At 60.8% G+C, this 14,185-nt stretch carries 13 protein-coding genes and 1 pseudogene; 12 read left to right on the forward strand and 2 right to left on the reverse strand.

Features of this window, described 5'->3' with window-relative positions:
- Positions 1–168: pseudogene (locus AO388_RS28495) on the forward strand (flagellar motor protein MotB); the annotation flags it as partial.
- A gap of 33 nt (positions 169–201) precedes the next feature.
- Here AO388_RS28495 and rsgA read toward each other — a convergent pair.
- Positions 202–1,233 (reverse strand): small ribosomal subunit biogenesis GTPase RsgA, encoded by a 1,032-nt coding sequence (gene rsgA / locus AO388_RS07190; RefSeq protein ID WP_003366295.1) that lies wholly within the window; start codon positions 1,231–1,233, stop codon positions 202–204.
- A 108-nt stretch (positions 1,234–1,341) separates the two neighbouring features.
- Here rsgA and orn point away from each other — a divergent pair, with 108 nt between their 5' ends.
- Together orn and AO388_RS07200 are read left to right on the forward strand one after the other, a co-directional pair.
- Positions 1,342–1,878, forward strand: coding sequence for an oligoribonuclease (orn, locus tag AO388_RS07195; RefSeq protein ID WP_003366297.1), 537 nt, complete (start codon positions 1,342–1,344; stop codon positions 1,876–1,878).
- A 94-nt stretch (positions 1,879–1,972) separates the two neighbouring features.
- Positions 1,973–2,584, forward strand: a complete 612-nt coding sequence (locus tag AO388_RS07200; RefSeq protein WP_003343002.1) for a trimeric intracellular cation channel family protein — start codon at positions 1,973–1,975, stop codon at positions 2,582–2,584.
- 101 nt (positions 2,585–2,685) lie between these two features.
- Here the strand turns inward: AO388_RS07200 and queG are convergent, their stop codons facing one another.
- Positions 2,686–3,774 (reverse strand): tRNA epoxyqueuosine(34) reductase QueG, encoded by a 1,089-nt coding sequence (queG, locus tag AO388_RS07205; protein ID WP_058416266.1) that lies wholly within the window; start codon positions 3,772–3,774, stop codon positions 2,686–2,688.
- 63 nt (positions 3,775–3,837) lie between these two features.
- Between queG and AO388_RS07210 the strand changes: the two genes are divergently transcribed.
- From AO388_RS07210 to hflC, 9 genes are all read left to right on the forward strand, one after another.
- Positions 3,838–5,328 (forward strand): bifunctional ADP-dependent NAD(P)H-hydrate dehydratase/NAD(P)H-hydrate epimerase, encoded by a 1,491-nt coding sequence (locus tag AO388_RS07210; protein WP_058416239.1) that lies wholly within the window; start codon positions 3,838–3,840, stop codon positions 5,326–5,328.
- Complete coding sequence (gene tsaE, locus AO388_RS07215) at positions 5,316–5,786, forward strand: tRNA (adenosine(37)-N6)-threonylcarbamoyltransferase complex ATPase subunit type 1 TsaE (protein ID WP_003317192.1); 471 nt, start codon at positions 5,316–5,318, stop codon at positions 5,784–5,786. Before AO388_RS07210 ends, tsaE begins: the two co-directional genes overlap by 13 nt.
- A gap of 2 nt (positions 5,787–5,788) precedes the next feature.
- Positions 5,789–7,216, forward strand: a complete 1,428-nt coding sequence (locus AO388_RS07220) for an N-acetylmuramoyl-L-alanine amidase (protein ID WP_201786900.1) — start codon at positions 5,789–5,791, stop codon at positions 7,214–7,216.
- Positions 7,216–9,153, forward strand: coding sequence for a DNA mismatch repair endonuclease MutL (mutL, locus tag AO388_RS07225; RefSeq protein WP_058416241.1), 1,938 nt, complete (start codon positions 7,216–7,218; stop codon positions 9,151–9,153). Before AO388_RS07220 ends, mutL begins: the two co-directional genes overlap by 1 nt.
- Positions 9,154–10,125, forward strand: coding sequence for a tRNA (adenosine(37)-N6)-dimethylallyltransferase MiaA (gene miaA / locus AO388_RS07230; protein WP_003431938.1), 972 nt, complete (start codon positions 9,154–9,156; stop codon positions 10,123–10,125).
- Positions 10,126–10,217: 92 nt separating this feature from the next.
- Positions 10,218–10,478, forward strand: coding sequence for an RNA chaperone Hfq (gene hfq / locus AO388_RS07235; RefSeq protein ID WP_002551819.1), 261 nt, complete (start codon positions 10,218–10,220; stop codon positions 10,476–10,478).
- A gap of 12 nt (positions 10,479–10,490) precedes the next feature.
- Positions 10,491–11,792 carry a ribosome rescue GTPase HflX gene (hflX, locus tag AO388_RS07240; protein ID WP_002551820.1) on the forward strand — a complete coding sequence of 434 codons (1,302 nt, stop codon included), beginning with the start codon at positions 10,491–10,493 and terminating at the stop codon, positions 11,790–11,792.
- A 96-nt stretch (positions 11,793–11,888) separates the two neighbouring features.
- On the forward strand, positions 11,889–13,094 hold the full coding sequence (gene hflK, locus AO388_RS07245) for an FtsH protease activity modulator HflK (RefSeq protein WP_003366313.1): 1,206 nt from the start codon (positions 11,889–11,891) through the stop codon (positions 13,092–13,094).
- On the forward strand, positions 13,094–13,963 hold the full coding sequence (hflC, locus tag AO388_RS07250; protein WP_003366315.1) for a protease modulator HflC: 870 nt from the start codon (positions 13,094–13,096) through the stop codon (positions 13,961–13,963). The genes hflK and hflC overlap by 1 nt, the downstream gene beginning before the upstream one ends.
- The last annotated feature ends 222 nt before the right edge of the window (positions 13,964–14,185 follow it).

Here is a 14,185-nt window from a genome sequence, read left to right on the forward strand (position 1 = left end):
CCGGCAGCACCCGCACCAGCTCCGGCGGCACCGGCCTTGCCCGCTGCTCCGGGGGCTTCGACAGCGGCGCCGCCAGACCCGCAGGCCTACGCCCAGCCGCGCGAGATCCGGCAGAAGCTGAATATCTTTGACGATGGCAAGTTGCGGGTCGAGCCAGCCCAGAACTGAGCGGCAACCGATACAAAAACGCCGNTTCGGTGCTCAGTAACTGTCTTGCGGCAGGCTGGCAATGATCGAGCGATAGCTGTTCATGCGCTGCTGTTGCACGCGGCCGTCCTCAAGCCCCTTGAGCAGGGCGCAGCCCGGTTCGCGGTCATGCTTGCAGTCACGAAAGCGGCAGGTGCCGATCAGGTCGTTGAACTCGATGAAGCCTGCCTCTACGTCAGCACGACTGACGTGCCCCAGGCCGAACTCACGGATACCCGGCGAGTCGATCAGATCGCCGCCACGCGGGAAGTGGAACAGGCGTGCGGTGGTCGTGGTATGCGTGCCCTGACCGGAAACTTCGGACAGCGGGCCGACCCGAGTGTCGGTTTCCGGCAACAGGCTGTTGACCAGCGAGGACTTGCCGACGCCGGACTGGCCGACGAACACGCTGATGTGCCCGTCAAGCTGACTTTGCAGGCTCTGCATGCCGTCACCGTGGTGCGCGGACACTTCCAGCACCGGATAACCCAGCGTGCGGTAGACCGCCAGCAGGGCGTTGAGCGCGGGCGCATTCTGTTCGTCGATCAGGTCTGCCTTGTTGAGCAGCAGCAAAGGACGAATCCCGGCATGCTCGGCGGCCACCAGATAACGGTCGATCAGGTTGGCATGCGGCTCGGGCATCGGCGCGAAGACGATCACGATCAGGTCGACGTTGGCAGCCACAGGCTTGAGCTGGCCGCGTGAATCCGGGCGGCGCAGTTCGGTGGTGCGGGGCAGTTGCGCGACAATGACGCCAATGCCCTGATTGCCGGCGCGCCATACGACGCGATCACCGGTCACCAGTGCAGGCAGGTTGGCGCGCAGGTGGCAACGGAAGACCTGACCGGTCACTTCGCCTTCCTGGGCCTCGACTTCGACTTGCACGCCGAAGTGAGCGATGACCAGCCCCGTCTGCTCAGGGCCGAGGTCGCCACCCTCGAGTGTTTCAAGCGTAGCGGACTCGCGTTTTGCCGCACGGGCAGCACGCTCGCCCTGAATTTTTTCGATGCGCCAGTTTTGACGACGATTGAGTTGGCGTTTGGCCATGGGTGTTCCGATGTGATGTAACCGATGAATTAGGCAGTACGATGGATCGGCAGGAGTCTAGCACGGCAGGGTGAGCTAAACTGCGCGCCTACGCTGAGGAGTCGACACATGCAGAACAAGCAGAACCTGATCTGGATCGATCTGGAAATGACCGGTCTTGACCCTGATACCGATGTCATTATCGAAATGGCCACGATCATCACCGATAGCGAGCTGAACACCCTGGCTGAAGGCCCGGTGATCGCTGTGCATCAGAGCGACGAGACGTTGGCGAAGATGGATGAGTGGAACACTCGCCAGCACGGCGGTTCGGGCCTGACCCAGCGCGTGCGGGAAAGTACCGTCAGCATGGCTGAAGCCGAGACGCAGACCCTTGAGTTCATCAAGCTGTGGGTCCCCGAGCGCAGTTCGCCGATCTGCGGCAACAGCATCTGTCAGGATCGCCGCTTCCTGTACCGCCACATGCCGACGCTGGAAAACTACTTCCACTACCGCAATCTGGATGTCTCGACCCTCAAGGAACTGGCGGCGCGCTGGTCCCCCGAGCTGAAATTCAAGAAAGGCAGCACCCACCTGGCGCTCGATGACATCCGCGAGTCGATTGCCGAGCTGCGCTTTTATCGTGAGCACTTCATCAAGGCCTGATCGAGACGCGCGTGCAGTGAATAATCTTCGCTGCACTCTTTCAGTGCGTTGGTCGGCTGGTTAGACTGCGCGCCTTTGTCGCAGAGTCGCCGCCATGTTGCTGATGCTTTATCTGATCGCTATCACTGCTGAAGCCATGACGGGAGCCCTGTCTGCGGGGCGGCGCGGGATGGACTGGTTCGGCGTGGTGCTGATCGCCTGCGTCACGGCGCTGGGAGGCGGGTCGGTGCGCGACGTGCTGATCGGTCATTACCCGCTGACCTGGGTCAAGCACCCGGAATACCTGGTCCTGACCAGTGTGGCGGCGCTGGTGACGATCTTCATTGCGCCACTGATGCGCCACCTGCGCTCACTGTTTCTGGTGCTCGACGCACTGGGGCTGGTGGCCTTTACCCTGATCGGCTGCATGACCGCGCTCGAGGCCGGGCACGGTCTGCTGATCGCGTCAGTGTGCGGCGTGATCACCGGGGTCTTCGGTGGCATCCTGCGCGACATCTTTTGCAACGACATCCCGCTGATCTTCCGCCGCGAGCTGTACGCCAGCGTGTCTTTTCTGGCTGCATGGTGTTTTCTGCTGTGTCAGTACCTGCAACTGCCCAACGAACAAGCGGTGCTGATCACCCTGTTCGGCGGCCTGCTGCTGCGCCTGCTAGCGATTCGTTTCCGCTGGGAAATGCCCAAGTTTGTCTACAAGGACGAGCCCTGAGGCGTACGCAGGGCGCAGGCACAATAGTTGAAAAATTATCGTTCCTCACGCTCCAGCGTGGGAATGCCTTTCGTGACGCTCCGCGTCACACGCCTGCAGGTTTAAAGCGGCGCCACGCCATGCCTCTGCAGCGCCCATTCCACATGCTCCCTGACCAGTTCCGAGGGATAGTCGCGCCGTGCGTGCAGGGCTTCGATCACCGGGATGGTGGAGGGCGCGTTGCCCAGCCCCACGGCCAGGTTGCGTAGCCAGCGCTCATAACCCGCCCGGCGCAGTGGTGAACCTTCGGTGCTGCCGAGGAATTTCTCTTCGTCCCACAGGAACAGTTCGGCCAGCCCTGCATTGTCCAGATTGTGGCGCGGCTGAAAGTCGCTCTGCTCGGTTGGCCGGGCGAAGCGGTTCCACGGGCAGACGATCTGGCAATCGTCGCAACCGAACACCCGGTTGCCGATCAGTGGCCGCAGCTCTTCTGGGATCGCGGTCTTCAGCTCGATGGTCAGATAAGAAATGCAGCGGCGCGCGTCCAGCACATAAGGCCCGATAAACGCCTCCGTCGGACAGATGTCCAGGCAGGCCGTGCAGCGCCCGCAATGCTCGGTTGCATGAGGTGCGTCGACCGGCAACGGGATATCGACAAACAGCTCGCCAAGAAAGAAGAAACTGCCCGCCTTACGGTTGAGCACCAGCGTGTTTTTGCCGATCCAGCCGAGCCCGGCCTGTTCGGCGATGGCTTTTTCCAGCACTGGCGCGCTGTCCACGAAGGCTCGAAAGCCAAACGGCCCTACGGCCTGCTGAATACGCTCGGCCAGTTGCTGCAGGCGCTTGCGGATGAGTTTGTGATAATCACGGCCCAGCGCGTAACGTGAGACGTAAGCTTTTTCCGGCTCGGTCAGGCGCTGCGCCATTTCGGTGTCGCCCGGCAGATAATCCATGCGCAGCGACACCACGCGCAACGTTCCCGGGACCAGCTCATCGGGGTGGGAACGTTTGCTGCCATGGGCTGCCATATAGTCCATTTCCCCGTGATAGCCTGCATCGAGCCAGCGTTGCAGATGCTGTTCGTGCTCTGCCAGGTCCAGGCCGCTGATCCCGACTTCCTGAAAGCCCAGCTCACGCCCCCACGCCTTGATTGAGACGGCAAGGGCGGCGAGATCATCGGGACTAGGAAGTACAGCAGTAATAGCGGACATGCGCAGAGAGAAACCGGGACCAAGGTGCGTATAATTCTGCCAGACATCGGAGCCCATAGACGCATGTTCGACACTAAACCTCATTTACCCGACGCGCTGTACAGTGCTGCGCAGGTCCGCGACCTCGATGCACGGCTGGTTGCTGCCGGCACACCCGGCCTGGAATTGATGCTGCGCGCTGCGCAGGCGTTATGGCATACGATACTTCGGCGCTGGCCGGAGGCGAATGAACTGACCGTATTCACCGGGCGGGGCAACAACGCCGGTGACGGGTATCTGGTGGCTGCCATGGCGCACAAGGCCGGCTGGCAGGTCAGGGTGCTGGCCGTCGGCGATCCGGCCGCACTGACCGGTGATGCTGCTGCGGCGCATGCTGCGGCTTTCGGTATTCATATTCAGGCATGGGCCGGACAGCCGCTGGCCGGTATCGTACTGGATGCCTTGCTGGGCACCGGTCTCGATGGCGAGGTGCGCGAGCCCTACGTCTCGGCCATCAACGCTATCAACGACAGCGGTCTGCCCGTCGTTGCGGTGGATATTCCATCCGGCTTGAGCGCAGATACTGGCCAGACGCTGGGTGTCGCGGTGCGTGCCGAAGTGACCGTTACGTTCATTGGCCTCAAACTGGGTTTGTTGACGGGCGACGCGGCAGATCTGGTGGGTGAGCTGATGTTCGACGACCTGCGCGCAGCCCCGGTGCTGGTGGCGCAGGCGCCGTTCAGCGCGAAGCGCCTCGATAAACATAACCTGCCGCAACTGGCAGCACGCCCGCGAACCGCCCATAAAGGCATGTTTGGTCGGGTTCTGGTTATCGGTGGCGATCACGGTTTTGGCGGCGCAGCGTTGCTCAGCGCCGAAAGCGCCCTGCGCAGCGGTGCAGGCATGCTGACGCTGGCAACGCGGCCCGAGCATGTTCCGGCCGCTCTGACGCGTATGCCGGAAATCATGAGCGCGGCGATCCACTCGGCCAACCAACTGATGGGCTTGATCGAGCCGGCCAGCGTGTTGGTGGTCGGCCCCGGCCTGGGGCAGGCGGCCTGGGGGCGCAGCCTGCTGTCGGCGGCCGCCAACGCGGATCGTCCGCAGGTGTGGGACGCCGATGCGCTGAATATGCTGTCCGCCGGGCTGGTCAGCCTGCCCAAAGGAAGTGTCATCACCCCGCATCCGGGCGAAGCGGCACGCTTGCTGGGTGTGGGCATCAAGGACGTTCAGGCTGACCGGGCCGCTGCGGTGCGGGCGTTGGCGCGTAAATTCGACACGGTTTGTGTGCTCAAGGGCTCTGGCAGTCTGATTGCCGATGCACACGGGCAACTGGCGTTGTGCGACCGCGGCCATCCGGCCATGGCCACCGCAGGACTGGGTGATGTGCTGGCCGGATTGATCGGCGCGTTGATGGCGCAGCACCTCAAACCTTTCGACGCGGCCTGTCTTGCCGTGTGGCTGCATGCAAGCGCCGGTCAGAAAGCCGGTGAGGGCGGTCGCGGGCTGGCTGCCAGCGATATTATTCCTGCCATTCGTCAGTTACTGGAGGAGCTGCAACCGTGTCTGATTTAACGCTGCATGTGGTGGGCGAAGAGGCAATGATGGATTTTGGTGCACGCCTGGCCAAGGTGACAGAAGGCCTTGGTGTCATCTTTCTGGATGGCGATCTGGGCGCTGGAAAAACCACGCTTTCGCGGGGATTGATTCGCGGCTTCGGGCATGTCGGGGCCGTCAAGAGTCCTACTTTCACGCTGGTCGAACCTTACGAAATCGGCGCGATAAAGGTGTTTCACTTTGACCTTTACCGGCTGGTCGATCCGGAAGAGCTCGAGTACATGGGTGTGCGTGATTACTTCGACGGCGACGCACTTTGTCTGATTGAATGGCCCCAGCGTGGTGCAGGCTTTTTGCCAAAGCCCGACCTGACCATTACCATTGGGCCGCACGGAGAAGGTCGTTCCGTGATATTGAGCCCGCTGGGCTCGCGTGGCGAACGTTGGTGTGCCACTTTGGCTTTGGAATTCAAATAGATATGGGGTTAGGTATGCGCATGCGCGCGCTGGTTACTGTAGTTGGTCTGCTGTTGATGGCCCTGGCTGTCGAGGCGGTTGCCGCTACGCAAGTACGAAGTGTCCGCTTATGGCGAGCACCGGACAACACACGTCTGGTATTCGACCTGTCCGGGCCAGTCCAGCACAGCCTGTTTACCCTGACTTCGCCTGACCGTCTGGTGATCGATATCAATGGTGCGACGCTTGGCGGCCCCTTGAACGTACCGACGGCCAATACGCCGATCAGCAGCATGCGTTCTGCGCAGCGCACGCCTACCGACCTGCGCGTAGTCATCGACCTGAAAAAGGGGGTGACCCCGAAGAGCTTCACGTTGGCGCCGAATCAGCAATACGGCAACCGTCTGGTGGTCGACCTGTACGACAACGCCGCCGATGCCAATCCGACACCGGTCATTCCGGATACCGCCGCCAACACCGCTCCTGCTGTCCCGGTCAGCCCGGCCAAGCCTGAAATCAAGCTGACCCCGGTGCCGAACGGCAAGCGCGACATCGTCGTGGTGATCGATGCCGGGCACGGCGGGGAAGACCCCGGTGCCTCGGGCGGTGCCGGTCAGAAAGAGAAAAACCTGGTGCTGTCGATTGCCAAGGAGCTGCAGCGCCAGGTCAATGCCGAGAAAGGCTACCGCGCCGAACTGACGCGGACCGGCGACTACTTTATTCCGCTGCGCAAACGTACCGAGATCGCCCGTTCCAAGGGCGCCGACCTGTTCGTGTCGATCCACGCCGACGCCGCCCCGTCCTCTGCGGCGTTCGGCGCATCGGTGTTCGCCCTGTCCGATCGCGGTGCCACTTCCGAAACTGCACGCTGGCTGGCGGACAGTGAAAACCGTTCCGACCTTATCGGTGGTGCTGGCGCTGTCAGCCTGGATGACAAGGACCGCATGCTCGCGGGTGTGTTGCTGGACTTGTCCATGACCGCTTCGCTGTCGTCGAGCCTGAACGTTGGTCAGAAGGTATTGAGCAATATTGGCCGCGTGACCTCGCTGCACAAGTCACGTGTCGAGCAGGCGGGCTTCATGGTGCTCAAGTCGCCGGATATCCCGTCGATTCTGGTGGAAACCGGCTTTATCTCCAATGCCAACGAGGCCAACAAGCTCGGTTCGGCGTCGCATCAACAGGCGTTGGCGCGTTCGATCACGTCGGGCGTCAAGCAGTTCTTCCAGCAGAACCCGCCGCAGGGCACTTATATCGCTTGGCTGCGTGACAACGGCAAGCTGGCCCAGGGGCCGCGCAATCATGTCGTTCGTTCCGGCGAAACCCTGGCCATGCTCGCTGCGCGCTATGACATGAGCATCGCCACCTTGCGCAGCGCCAACAATCTGAAGTCGGATGAATTGAAGATCGGCCAGGACCTGCGTATCCCAAGTTCCGAGGTGGCGACTCAGTAATGACCGATCTCCTGCTCGACGGCGCCGAAGCCGATAACGCTCAGACTGCCCTGAACGCAGCGCGCATTGAACTGCTCAGTCCGCGTCTGGCCAACCAGATTGCGGCGGGCGAAGTCGTCGAGCGCCCGGCTTCCGTGATCAAGGAGCTGCTGGAAAACAGCCTCGATTCCGGCGCGCGGCGCATTGATGTTGACGTCGAGCAGGCCGGTATCAAATTGTTGAAAGTGCGTGACGATGGCAGCGGTATCTCTTCGGACGATCTGCCATTGGCGCTGGCACGTCACGCGACCAGCAAGATTCGCGACCTGGAAGACCTCGAGCGGGTCATGAGCCTTGGGTTTCGCGGCGAAGCGCTGGCTTCGATCAGTTCCGTAGCGCGCCTGACGCTGACCTCCCGCACCCGCGACGCCGATCAGGCATGGCAGGTCGAAACCGAAGGTCGGGACATGGCGCCGCGCGTGCAGCCAGCCGCGCATCCGGTAGGCACCTCCGTTGAAGTGCGCGACCTGTTCTTCAACACGCCGGCCCGGCGCAAGTTTCTGAAAGCCGAAAAAACCGAATTCGATCATTTGCAGGAAGTCATCAAGCGCATGGCGCTGGCGCGTTTCGACGTGGCCTTCCACCTGCGTCACAACGGCAAGACCGTGCTGAGCCTGCATGAAGCGCATGACGACACCGCCAGGGCGCGACGTGTCTCGGCAATCTGCGGGCCTGGCTTTCTGGAGCAGGCGCTGCCTATCGAGATCGAGCGCAATGGTTTGCATCTGTGGGGCTGGGTCGGGCTGCCGACCTTTTCGCGCAGCCAGGCCGACCTGCAATATTTCTTCGTGAATGGCCGCGCAGTGCGCGACAAGCTGGTCGCCCACGCAGTGCGTCAAGCGTATCGCGACGTGCTGTTCAATGGCCGTCATCCGACCTTCGTGCTGTTCTTCGAGGTCGATCCGGCCGCTGTGGACGTCAACGTTCACCCGACCAAACACGAAGTGCGCTTCCGCGACGGGCGCATGGTGCACGACTTTCTGTATGGCACCCTCTACCGCGCGCTGGGCGATGTGCGCCCTGAAAATCAGCTCGTGCCGGTTGTCGCCGAGACACGCCCGAGCGGGCCTGAAGCGGGCGAATTCGGGCCGCAGGGTGAAATGCGTCTGGCCAACAATGTGCTGGAGCAGCCCCAGGGCGAGTCGTTTGCCCGGCCTGCTGCCGGTGGCGGCGCTGGCAGCGGTTATCAGTATCAATACACGCCTCGGCCCACCGCTGGCGTGCCGGTGGCCGAAGCGCAAAGTGCTTATCGTGAATTCTTCGCGCCGCTGCCCAGTGCTGCGCCCGCGTCGCTGCCTGAATCGCCCGGGGATATTCCGCCACTGGGTTATGCGCTGGCGCAGCTCAAGGGTATCTACATCCTTGCTGAAAACGCTCACGGCTTGGTGCTGGTGGACATGCACGCCGCTCACGAGCGGATCATGTACGAGCGCCTGAAAATAGCCATGGCCAACGAAGGTTTGAGCGGCCAGCCATTGCTGGTGCCCGAGTCCATTGCGGTCAGCCAGCGTGAAGCGGACTGCGCCGAAGAGCATCTTGCGACCTTCCAGCGCCTGGGCTTCGAGCTTCAACGGCTCGGCCCGGAAACCCTGGCGATCCGCCAGATCCCCGCGTTGCTCAAGCAGGCCGAAGCCAACCGGCTGGTCAGCGATGTGCTGGCCGACCTCATGGAATACGGCACCAGCGACCGGGTGCAGGCGCACATGAACGAGTTGCTCGGGACCATGGCCTGCCACGGCGCGATTCGCGCCAATCGGCGTCTGGCCATCCCGGAAATGAACGGCCTGCTGCGTGACATGGAAAACACCGAGCGCAGCGGGCAATGCAACCACGGTCGTCCTACCTGGACCCAGATGGGTCTCAATGATCTGGATAAATTATTCCTGCGCGGTCAATGAATGAACGCTTTACCTCCGGCCATCTTTCTCATGGGGCCTACCGCTGCAGGCAAGACCGACCTTGCGATAGAACTGACCAAAGTGCTGCCCTGCGAGCTGATCAGCGTCGACTCTGCGCTGGTCTATCGCGGCATGGACATCGGTACCGCCAAACCGTCGAAGGCTCAGCTGGCTGAATATCCTCACCGTCTGATCGACATTCTCGACCCGGCGCAAAGCTACTCCGCCGCCGATTTTCGCAGTGATGCCCTGGCGGCCATGGCGGAAATTACTGCGCGCGGAAATATTCCTTTGCTGGTCGGCGGCACTATGTTGTATTTCAAGGCTCTATTGGACGGGCTGGCGGATATGCCGGCGGCCGATGCGCAGGTCAGGGCGCAGCTTGAGGCGGATGCAAAGGCCTTCGGCTGGCAGTCATTGCACGATCAACTGGCGGTGGTCGATCCCGTTTCGGCGGCACGTATTCACCCCAATGATCCGCAACGGCTGATCAGGGCACTCGAGGTGTATCGCGTCAGCGGAATGAGCATGACGGCACACCGCGAGCAACAAACTGCGCAAAGTACCGAAGCAGCCGCATCAGGGCGCCAGCAATTGCCCTATACTGTTGCGAACCTTGCCATCGCTCCGGCTGATCGCAAGGTGCTGCACCAACGCATCGCGCTACGTTTCGAGCAAATGCTGGATCAGGGGTTTCTGGACGAAGTACTGGCATTGCGCTCAAGAGGTGATCTGCATTCAGGGTTGCCATCGATAAGAGCTGTCGGTTATCGCCAGGTCTGGGATCACCTGGATGGGAAACTGACGCGGGATGAAATGCAGGAGCGCGGCATCATTGCGACGCGCCAGCTGGCCAAAAGGCAGTTCACCTGGCTACGTAGCTGGGACGACTTGCACTGGCTGGACAGCCTGGCCAGCGACAATCTGTCGCGCGCCTTGAAATACCTGGGATCGGTCTCCATATTGAGCTGAGTCCCTGCAATAGCCGTCTATCCTTGGGGGGTGGCCGGTAAGCCAATCGAATTCGATTTATTATTTTATTGATCCTTAAAGGAGTGCGGCACATGTCAAAAGGGCATTCGCTACAAGACCCTTACCTGAATACCTTGCGTAAAGAGAAGGTCGGGGTATCGATCTATCTGGTCAACGGTATCAAGCTGCAGGGTACGATCGAGTCTTTCGACCAGTTCGTCATTTTGCTGAAGAACACGGTCAGCCAGATGGTCTACAAACACGCTATTTCCACCGTCGTACCGGTTCGCCCGATCCGCCTGCCAAGCGCTACAGACGCTGACGGCGCGGACGCCGAGCCAGGTAACGCCTGATAGGAGTCTGCCTTGTTCTTTGAGCGCCACAGTGGTGGTGAACGTGCAATTCTCGTTCATCTGGATGGTCAGGACCCTGAGGCGCGCGAAGATCCGCAGGAGTTTCAGGAATTGGCCATCTCGGCCGGTGCCGATACCGTTGCGTTTATCAACGTGCCGCGTCATCGGCCTTCGGCCAAGTATCTGATCGGCTCTGGCAAGGTCGAAGAGCTTCGCGATCAGGTCAAGGCCGAACAGGCCGATCTGGTCATCTTCAATCACACCCTCACGCCCAGTCAGGAACGCAACCTCGAACGCGTTTTCGAGTGTCGTGTGCTTGATCGCACCGGTCTGATTCTCGATATCTTTGCGCAACGGGCGCGTACTCACGAAGGCAAGCTGCAGGTCGAACTGGCCCAGCTTGAGCACATGAGTACCCGTCTGGTCCGTGGCTGGACTCACCTTGAGCGACAGAAAGGTGGTATCGGCCTGCGCGGTCCGGGTGAAACCCAGCTCGAAACCGACCGACGTCTATTGCGGGTTCGCCTGCGGCAGATCAAGGGACGGCTGGAGAAGGTTCGCAGTCAGCGGGATCAGGCCCGTCGCGGGCGTCGTCGCGCGGATATTCCATCGGTTTCACTGGTGGGCTATACCAACGCCGGCAAATCGACCCTGTTCAACTCGGTAACCGATTCGGACGTGTTCGCGGCAGACCAATTATTCGCCACGCTCGATCCGACCCTGCGTCGTCTGCAGCTCGATGACCTGGGTCCGATCGTGCTGGCCGATACCGTGGGCTTCATTCGCCATCTGCCACACAAACTGGTCGAGGCCTTTCGCGCGACGCTTGAAGAATCGAGCAACTCCGATTTATTGCTGCATGTGATCGACTCCCACGAGCCGGATCGCATGTCGCAGATCGAGCAGGTCATGGCCGTGCTCGGCGAGATCGGAGCCGAGGGCTTGCCGATCCTCGAGGTCTATAACAAACTCGATCTGCTTGAAGGCGTAGAGCCTCAGATACAGCGCGATGCCGACGGCAAGCCGCAGCGTGTCTGGGTTTCTGCCCGTGATGGTCGGGGGCTTGATCTGCTCAAGCAGGCTATCGCCGAATTGCTCGGCGACGACCTGTTTGTCGGCACGCTGCTTCTGCCTCAAAGTCTCGCCCGGCTGCGTGCACAGTTCTTTGAGCTGGGTGCGGTGCAGAGCGAAACGCATGACGAGGAAGGTGCCAGCGTGTTGGCCGTACGACTGCCGCGCGTTGAACTCAATCGACTGGTGAGTCGCGAAGGATTGCAGCCGCTGGAGTTCATCGAGCAACACACTTTGCAATAAAAGCACGAGAAAGCCGTTGTACGGCTTTCGCGAGCATTCTGTAGCATTGGTCGGCGCGCCGCGGGCGCGTCTTTGCTTTATCAGATGGAGAGCGCTATGGCTTGGAATGAGCCGGGTGGCAACTCGAATAATCAAGATCCCTGGGGTGGCAAACGCCGTGGCGGCGACCGCAAGGGACCACCTGATCTCGACGAGGCCTTCCGTAAGCTGCAGGAAAGCCTGAAGGGGTTGTTCGGCGGCGGTAACAAACGCGGCAGCGATGGCGGCAGCAGTGGCAGTGGTGGCGGCTCAGGCAAGGGCGGTGGCTTCGGCCTGCTCGGCATCGGGCTTGTTGTACTGGTCGCTTTCTGGCTTTACAGCGCTATCTATGTGGTTGACGAGCAAGAGCAGGCTGTCGTGCTGCGTTTCGGTCAGTACCACGAGACCGTGGGCCCGGGCCTTAACATCTACTTCCCGCCGTTCGATCGCAAGTACATGGAGAACGTGACTCGCGAGCGTGCCTACAGCAAGCAGGGCCAGATGCTCACCGAAGACGAGAACATCGTCGAAGTGCCGCTGACCGTGCAGTACAAGATCAGCGACCTTCAGGCGTTCGTGCTGAACGTCGACCAGCCTGAAATCAGCCTGCAGCACGCGACTGAAAGCGCGTTGCGCCATGTCGTGGGTTCCACGGCGATGGATCAGGTGCTGACTGAAGGCCGTGAACTGATGGCCAGCGAAATCAAGGAGCGTCTGCAACGTTTCCTCGATACCTACCGTACCGGCATCACCGTCACTCAGGTCAACGTACAGAGCGCTGCCGCGCCGCGTGAAGTTCAGGAAGCCTTCGATGACGTGATCCGCGCCCGTGAAGACGAGCAGCGTGCGCGTAACCAGGCTGAAAGCTATGCCAATGGTGTGATCCCGGAAGCCCGTGGTCAGGCTCAGCGTATTCTCGAAGATGCCAACGGTTACCGCGATGAAGTGGTTTCGCGCGCCAAGGGTGAGGCGGATCGCTTTACCAAGCTGGTTGCCGAGTACCGCAAGGCTCCTGAAGTTACCCGCCAGCGTCTGTATCTGGACACCATGCAGGAAGTCTTCAGCAATACCAGCAAGGTTCTCGTGACCGGCGACAAGGGGCAGAACAATCTGCTTTATCTTCCGCTCGACAAGATGATCGAGAGCAGCCGCAGCAGTAACGGCAATGGCTCCAATTCAGGTACGCCATCGCAGTCGGCCAATGATGCTGCCGCTGCTGCCGCCGCTGCCCGGGCGAATGAGGCTCAGCAGCGTGGTGAAGTACGTACCAGGGAGACTCGCTGATGAGTAACAAATCACTGATCACCCTTATTGTCGGCGTGGTACTGGCGGTCATCGCCTGGAACAGCTTTTACATAGTGTCCCAGACCGAGCGCGCGGTTCTGCTGCAATTCGGTCGTGTGGTCCAGGCTGACGTTCAGCCGGGTCTGCATGTGAAGGTTCCTTACGTGAACCAGGTGCGCAAGTTCGACGGTCGTTTGCTGACCCTCGATGCACCGACCCAGCGCTTCCTGACGCTGGAAAAGAAAGCGGTCATGGTCGATGCCTACGCCAAGTGGCGTGTGAAGGATGCGGAGCGTTTTTACACCGCGACTTCCGGCCTCAAGCAGATTGCCGACGAGCGTCTTTCGCGTCGTCTGGAATCCGGCCTGCGTGACCAGTTCGGCAAGCGCACCCTGCACGAAGTCGTGTCGGGCGAGCGGGACGCGCTGATGGCGGACATCACCGGTTCGCTGAACCGCATGGCCGAGAAAGAACTGGGTATCGAAGTGGTCGATGTCCGGGTCAAGGCCATCGATCTGCCGAAGGAAGTGAATCGCAGCGTTTTCGAACGCATGAGCACTGAGCGTGAGCGTGAAGCCCGCGAACACCGTGCCAAGGGTAACGAGCTGGCTGAAGGCATCCGTGCCGACGCCGATCGTCAGCGTCGTGTGCTGCTGGCCGAAGCCTATCGCGAGTCGGAAGAAGCGCGTGGTGATGGTGATGCCCAGGCTGCCGCGATCTACTCCAAGGCGTATGGTCAGGACCAGGAGTTCTATGCGTTCTATCGCAGCCTGCGTGCCTACCGCGAAAGCTTTGCGAACAAGAGCGACGTGATGGTGCTTGATCCGAACAGCGAATTCTTTCGCTACATGGAAAAAGCCAAGCCGTAATTAATCACCCGCCGGGCGGCAAAACCGCCCGGTGGGGTGAACGTACGGTGAAACGTGTGTATCATGCGGCAGCCGGGAAATTCCCGGCTTTTTTGCGTCTGCACGATTGATTGGCCGTATCTGAATCGGAACGCGGCAAGATTTTTCGAGGAAAGTGGTCTGCAAGGCCTGTCTCGGGCATTTGTCGTGCCCGTCATACGGCGCACCACTTTCTGCTTCACT

It is taken from the genome of Pseudomonas sp. ICMP 10191, from assembly GCF_001467335.1.
GTDB lineage: Bacteria > Pseudomonadota > Gammaproteobacteria > Pseudomonadales > Pseudomonadaceae > Aquipseudomonas > Aquipseudomonas cerasi.